Source organism: Candidatus Thiopontia autotrophica (genome assembly GCF_982804495.1).
Genome location: NZ_CEYDPX010000035.1, coordinates 1 through 5925 on the forward strand (window position 1 = coordinate 1; position 5925 = coordinate 5925).

At 49.7% G+C, this 5925-nt stretch carries 7 protein-coding genes; 1 reads left to right on the forward strand and 6 read right to left on the reverse strand.

From position 1 onward, the window contains the following. The first annotated feature begins 212 nt into the window (after positions 1 to 212). On the forward strand, positions 213 to 1541 hold the full coding sequence (locus tag AC3ZFK_RS07970) for a chloride channel protein (RefSeq protein ID WP_487507402.1): 1329 nt from the start codon (positions 213 to 215) through the stop codon (positions 1539 to 1541). Positions 1542 to 1543: 2 nt separating this feature from the next. On the opposite strand, the gene AC3ZFK_RS07975 is transcribed toward AC3ZFK_RS07970, so the two are convergent. Genes AC3ZFK_RS07975 through crcB form a run of 6 tightly spaced genes read right to left on the reverse strand, consistent with a single transcriptional unit; the run spans position 1544 to position 5844 of the window. Then, positions 1544 to 2005 (reverse strand): CBS domain-containing protein, encoded by a 462-nt coding sequence (locus tag AC3ZFK_RS07975; RefSeq protein ID WP_487507403.1) that lies wholly within the window; start codon positions 2003 to 2005, stop codon positions 1544 to 1546. Between the two features lie 11 nt (positions 2006 to 2016). Next, positions 2017 to 2418, reverse strand: a complete 402-nt coding sequence (locus tag AC3ZFK_RS07980) for a hypothetical protein (RefSeq protein ID WP_487507404.1) — start codon at positions 2416 to 2418, stop codon at positions 2017 to 2019. Beyond that, positions 2399 to 3823, reverse strand: coding sequence for a siroheme synthase CysG (cysG, locus tag AC3ZFK_RS07985; RefSeq protein ID WP_487507405.1), 1425 nt, complete (start codon positions 3821 to 3823; stop codon positions 2399 to 2401). The genes AC3ZFK_RS07980 and cysG overlap by 20 nt, the downstream gene beginning before the upstream one ends. A gap of 12 nt (positions 3824 to 3835) precedes the next feature. Further along, on the reverse strand, positions 3836 to 5134 hold the full coding sequence (serS, locus tag AC3ZFK_RS07990; RefSeq protein ID WP_487507406.1) for a serine--tRNA ligase: 1299 nt from the start codon (positions 5132 to 5134) through the stop codon (positions 3836 to 3838). 10 nt (positions 5135 to 5144) lie between these two features. Continuing rightward, complete coding sequence (locus tag AC3ZFK_RS07995; protein ID WP_487507407.1) at positions 5145 to 5462, reverse strand: DUF190 domain-containing protein; 318 nt, start codon at positions 5460 to 5462, stop codon at positions 5145 to 5147. 4 nt (positions 5463 to 5466) lie between these two features. After that, a complete protein-coding gene (gene crcB, locus AC3ZFK_RS08000; RefSeq protein ID WP_487507408.1) occupies positions 5467 to 5844 on the reverse strand; it encodes a fluoride efflux transporter CrcB in 378 nt (125 codons plus the stop codon). Between the last annotated feature and the right edge of the window lie 81 nt (positions 5845 to 5925).

Below are 5925 nucleotides of genomic sequence, written 5' to 3' on the forward strand. Positions count from 1 at the left end.
AGTGTGTACTGAGGCAATTCGATCGTAACTATTAACTGCTGTTCAACAATAAGGAAGAGTATGGGAGGAAAACGTCTTCCGTGACAGAAACAGTCAAAATCACCCCAGCCACATATACACCATACATGATAATGATTATCATTACCAATACTTTTTGTCGATTATTTTTATAAAGTTAACCAAAAGTAAATATTGGTAGAATAGTCTCCATTGTGGCCAACCCAAAAAGAGATGTTCTCCGTGTATTCAGAAGACTGTTCCGGTCTGATGATGAGCTACCCAAACTGGTTCTGCTGGGGCTTGTTGTTGGTCTGCTAACCAGTCTGGTTATTATTCTGTTCCGCTTTATGTTTGAGTGGCCTCTATCTGTTCTGCTTCCGGGAGCAGGATCAGAAAATTTTGAGGAGCTTCCCTCCTATCTCCACTTTGTTACACCAGTCATTGGTGGCGTTGTGATCGGTCTGTTCCTGCTACTGTTTAAGGATGAACACAGGGTTACCGGTGTTGCTCATGTAATGGAACGAATGAATTACCACGAGGGCAAGCTAAAGCTAAAAAATGCAATCGTGCAGTTTTTTGGCGGGATTCTGGCAATAATTTTTGGGGAGTCTGCCGGACGTGAAGGGCCTGCAGTACATCTCGGTTCTGCCGCAGGCAGCCTTTTGGGTCAGTCGATGAATCTCTCCAACAGTAACCTGCGCATTTTGGTTGGGTGTGGTTCCGCAGCTGCTATTGCCGCCTCTTTCAATACCCCAATGGCCGGTGTCATCTTTGCGATGGAGGTGATTCTGCTTGAGTATACAGTTGCAGGCTTCACCCCAATCATTATCTCTTCAGTGGTTGCGGCAATGATGGCCAGCAACTTCTACTCTGCCGAGCTTATGTTTGTGGTGCCATCCGAGATCAGGATAGAGAGCATGGATGAGATTCCGTTTATTCTGCTCTTCTCTTTTATTATTGGTGCAATGGGGGCGCTATTCAGTCGCACCATGATCGGGATGCAGCGCTTTTCTGGAAAACCAGTAATGCTGCGAATGGTTGCTGCCGGTCTGTTAACCGGGGCTATCGCATGGTTCTTTCCACAAATTATGGGGCTTGGTAATGACACCATATCTACTATTCTCAACAACAACCAGTTCACCATCAATTTGCTGTTGGCGATAGCCTTTGCAAAGCTGTTTGCCACTGCAATGGCTGTTGGTCTGGGTATGCCGATGGGGCTTATCAGCCCAACGCTGTTTATTGGTGCCGCTCTTGGAGGGGCGCTTGGGTTACTTGCCACAGAGCTAATCGGAGCACCTGTCTCGGATATAGGTTTTTATGCCATATTGGGGATGGGAGCAATGATGAGTGCGGTGCTTCAGGCCCCGCTTGCTGCACTGATTGCGCTACTGGAGCTGACCAGCAATCCAAACATTATTCTTCCTGGAATGTTGGTAATTGTTATTGCCAATATAACCTGCAGCCACATCTTTAGACAGAACTCTGTCTTTGTACGTGTGCTCCAGATCAGAGGGTTGGATCACCAACCACAAAGGTAAAATTAAACAGTTGCGCAGGCGTCTGCGATTGACTCCTTGAAGATCGCCTTGTGGACATCACCAAGGCTCATCATGCCGAGCAATTTGTCTCCATCAATTACCGGAATACGGCGGAAACGGTGACGCACCATAACCGAGGTGGCCTTAAGGATAGGCATATCCTCTGTAACCCCGATAACACCTGTTGTCATAAGATCACTAACCTTAAGCCCAAGCACCTGAGAATACTCCATCTCCATATCCTCAAAGTTGATGGTCTGCCCCTGGTCCATAACCTCTTCCAGTGATGGAAACATATGATGTAGCACATCCTTCTCTGCAATAAAACCTATCAGTTTTTCATCATCATCCAACACCGGCAGACCGCTCACACGATAGAGTGTCATTGCAGAGACGACCTCTCTCATGGGAGTATCTGGTTGTACAGTACGAATATGGCGAGTCATGATATCTTTTACTAGCATCTCATTATTCCTTATGGTGTTTGGTTTGTGTCTGCCTCTGCTGACTGCTTTCTGATCGCATCATTATGCTCTTTGAAACCAGCATGAACAGCCTCAGCCAGATCTTTCTGTTCGTTCAGTTTACCTCGTTCCAAAGCAAAGGCAACTGCAACTTCAACAATAAAGAGGTGGTCCATGGTCAGACGCGGGCTCTCTGCCCCCTCCTCATTGCCATCAGCCAACTCATTATCGGAGCTATCTTCAGTATAGACATGCAGTAGTGCATTTAACAGATCATACACCTCCCCAACTTTTTTGAACTCCGAGGCGTGGTAGGCACCATTAAGGCTAGCCATACCTATAAGCCGCAGGGCAGCAACAAAGTATTCGTCCGGTATGGTTGGTATTTTAAGATCAGAAGACACGTGGTTCATTCCCCCTCTGCTCATCAGGCTGGAACCAGTCCAGGCTGTCGTGCAGGGTTACCACACTACCGATAATAATCAGGGTAGGCGGCTTGATCTTTGATTCAGCAACAATCTGCGGCAGAGTTACCAGGGTACCGATATACTCTTTTTGATCTGGCGTGGTCCCCTTCTGCACAAGTGCTGCCGGGGTGTCTGGATCCATTCCGTGCTCTATCAATTTGGCCGCAATGGTCTCGATACCCTTCAGCCCCATATAGAAGACAATGGTCTGACCAGGCTGTGCGAGTGCACTCCAGTTGAGATCAGAGGTTCCATCTTTGAGGTGACCGGTAGCAAAGGTAACAGATTGAGCATGGTCACGATGGGTCAGCGGTATTCCTGCATACGATGAGATACCGGATGCAGCGGTAATTCCTGGAACCACCTGGAACGGAATACCCTTCTCTGCCAACAATTCGATCTCCTCACCACCACGCCCAAAGATGAATGGATCTCCACCCTTGAGTCGCAACACCCTCTTACCATCTGTTGCAAGATGCGCCAGCAGTTCATTAATCTCATCCTGAGGGACAGAGTGGTTACTGCTCTCCTTGCCCACATAGATTCTCTCTGCATCACGACGGGTCAGGTCGAGCACAGCTGGTGAGATAAGACGGTCATAGACCACTACATCAGCCTGCTGCATAAGCCGCAGGGCACGGAATGTTAGAAGATCAGGATCCCCCGGGCCTCCCCCCACCAGATAGACCTCTCCCTGATTGAGCTCATCGCCCTCCTTGCGGGAGCAGATATCAACCATCTCATCCAGCGCATGCTCGGCCTCTTGCTTTCGGCCCGAAAAGATCATCTCTGCAATCGGCCCCTGAAACGCCCTCTCCCAGAAGAGACGACGCTGCTTGGGCTGTATCTTCTCTTGTACCTTGCCACGAAAACTTGCCGCCAGGGTTGCCAGTTTTCCATAAGCAGATGGAATCATTGACTCCAGACGTGAGCGAATCAGCCTTGCAAGTACAGGTGATGCGCCTCCAGTGGAGATAGCTGCTACAACCGGAGAGCGGTCGATGATGGATGGAGTAATAAAGGTACAGAGATCCGGGGTATCAACCACATTTACCGGTATATTCCTCTCTGTTGCCAGGTCGGACACCTGCTGGTTGATCTCATTCTGATCTGTGGCCGCATAGAGCAGTATATGGTTGCCAACATGAGATGGCTGGAAGCTCTCCTCTATCCACCTGATCTCTCCCTTCTCATGAAAGATAGACATTGTGGATCCCAGCTCCGGAGAGACCACCTCAACAGCAGCCCCTGCACGCAGCAACAGCTGCACTTTACGTGCCGCAACCTCACCACCTCCAACCACCAGGCAGGGACGATCTTTTACATCAACAAAAATTGGTAAATAATCCAAAAGTACGAACTCCTAACAGATTTTATCTATGCCACCCATGTAACTACGCAGCACCTCAGGTATTACTACCGAGCCGTCCTCTTGCTGATAATTTTCCAATACTGCAACCAGTGTTCTGCCAACCGCAAGTCCGGAACCATTCAGAGTATGAAGCAGTTCTGGTTTACCCGTCTCCGGGTTTCTCCAACGAGCCTGCATCCGGCGCGCCTGGAAATCCCCAAAACTGCTGCATGAGGATATCTCGCGATAGGCACTCTGCCCCGGGAGCCATACCTCAAGGTCATAAGTCTTGGTAGATGAGAAACCAATATCTCCCGTACAGAGCGCCATCACCCTGTATGGAAGCTCCAGCTTCTGCAGAATTTTCTCGGCATTCTCGGTAAGTGACTCAAGTGTTGCCGCGGAATCCTCTGGGCGCACCATCTGTACCAACTCCACCTTCTCAAACTGGTGCTGACGAATCATGCCACGAGTATCTCTGCCATAGGATCCAGCCTCACTACGGAAACAGGGGGTATGGGCAACAAACTTTTTAGGTAGTTCATCTGCCGGAATAATCTCGTCACGTACCAGGTTGGTTACTGGAACCTCTGCCGTTGGAATCAGGTAGTAGTCCTTCGCCTGCTCCTCTTCCGGGATCCCTGCTGTGCCGAGAGCAAATAGATCCTCCTTGAATTTCGGCAGCTGCCCTGTCCCCTTGAGACTGTTACTGTTTACAACATAGGGTACATAGACCTCACTATAGCCATGATCCTGGGTGTGAGTATCCAGCATAAACTGGGTCAGCGCACGGTGGAGGCGTGCCATCTCACCATGCATAACCACAAAACGTGACCCGGTGATCTTTGCTGCAACCTCAAAATCCATCCCCTTCAAGGCAACCCCCAGATCAACGTGATCCTTGGGCTTAAAGCTTAATGTTGCAGGTTCGCCCCAGCGACGGATCTCTACATTATCGTCCTCACCCTTGCCATCCGGTGTGGATTCATGAGGGATATTTGGAACCCCCATCATCAGCTCGCTCATCTCTGCCTGAATTGCTGCAAGCTCCTGCTCTGCAGATTCCAGATCACCCTTCAGCCTTGCAACCTCATCCAGCAGAGGCTGAATATCCTCCCCCTTCGCCTTGGCCTGGCCGATCCCCTTGGACTTGCTATTGCGCTGATTCTGCAGCTCCTGGGTGCGCACCTGCGTCTCTTTTCTGCGAGACTCCAGTGCAGCCATGCCTTCTGCATCCAGGATGTATCCCCTGCGAGCCAGCCCAGCTGTTACTCCCTCAAGATCATCTCGTACTATCTTCGGATCCAACATCTCTTAATTCTCAATCCTTCATTAATCTTTCAGCCGACCAGCAGACCATATGTGACGGCTCAATAGTTGAACTCAGATGGTCCAACACCTCATCAATCTTCTCCGGCTTATCAAAAAACTCGACTACCACTGGGAGGTTTAGCGAAATATCCAGTAGTGTTCCTGTATGAATTTCTCCATTTTCACCATATCCAGAGATACCTCTAAACACTGTAACCCCTGATATCTTTTCCCAATCGTGCAGCCTCTTGAGCAACTGCTCCAGATGGGCCTTCTCTTCAGAGAGATAGATCCGCACCACTGTCACCGACTCTTTCTTAAGACTCATCTCACTACCCCCATGACATCCGTCCAACAATCACACCCAACCATGCAGCACCAACACAGACCACCACACTACCAACCATATTCAACACTGCCCGCATCACCTCTCCACCCTCCAGCAAATTAAGTGTCTCCATAGAGAAGGACGAGAATGTGGTAAATGCACCAAGAAACCCGATCAATAAAAATGCGCGCCACTGTGGCCCCAACGCCAACCTCTCAGTCAGCAGAACAAACAGTAGCCCCATAACCAGGGAACCGAGCACATTGACGGTCATGGTTCCCCATGGAAAACCACGCCCCAGCCAGCCATAGATCCCATTGGATACGAGATAACGCATCACGGACCCAAGGGCACCTCCTACGGCAATTGCGATCAGTTGCATGGGCAGGGATTATACATCAGGAACCGCTCCGCTTCGCCCCGAATGGCCTCTGGCCAGTAACAGCCATAGGGTGGTAACTAG

Coding starts and splice junctions, on each gene's coding strand:
- AC3ZFK_RS07975 (WP_487507403.1), bottom strand. CDS start 2,005: ATGCTAGTAAAAGATATCATGACTCGCCATATTCGTACTGTACAACCA.
- AC3ZFK_RS07980 (WP_487507404.1), bottom strand. CDS start 2,418: ATGAACCACGTGTCTTCTGATCTTAAAATACCAACCATACCGGACGAA.
- serS (WP_487507406.1), bottom strand. CDS start 5,134: ATGTTGGATCCGAAGATAGTACGAGATGATCTTGAGGGAGTAACAGCT.
- AC3ZFK_RS07995 (WP_487507407.1), bottom strand. CDS start 5,462: ATGAGTCTTAAGAAAGAGTCGGTGACAGTGGTGCGGATCTATCTCTCT.
- crcB (WP_487507408.1), bottom strand. CDS start 5,844: ATGCAACTGATCGCAATTGCCGTAGGAGGTGCCCTTGGGTCCGTGATG.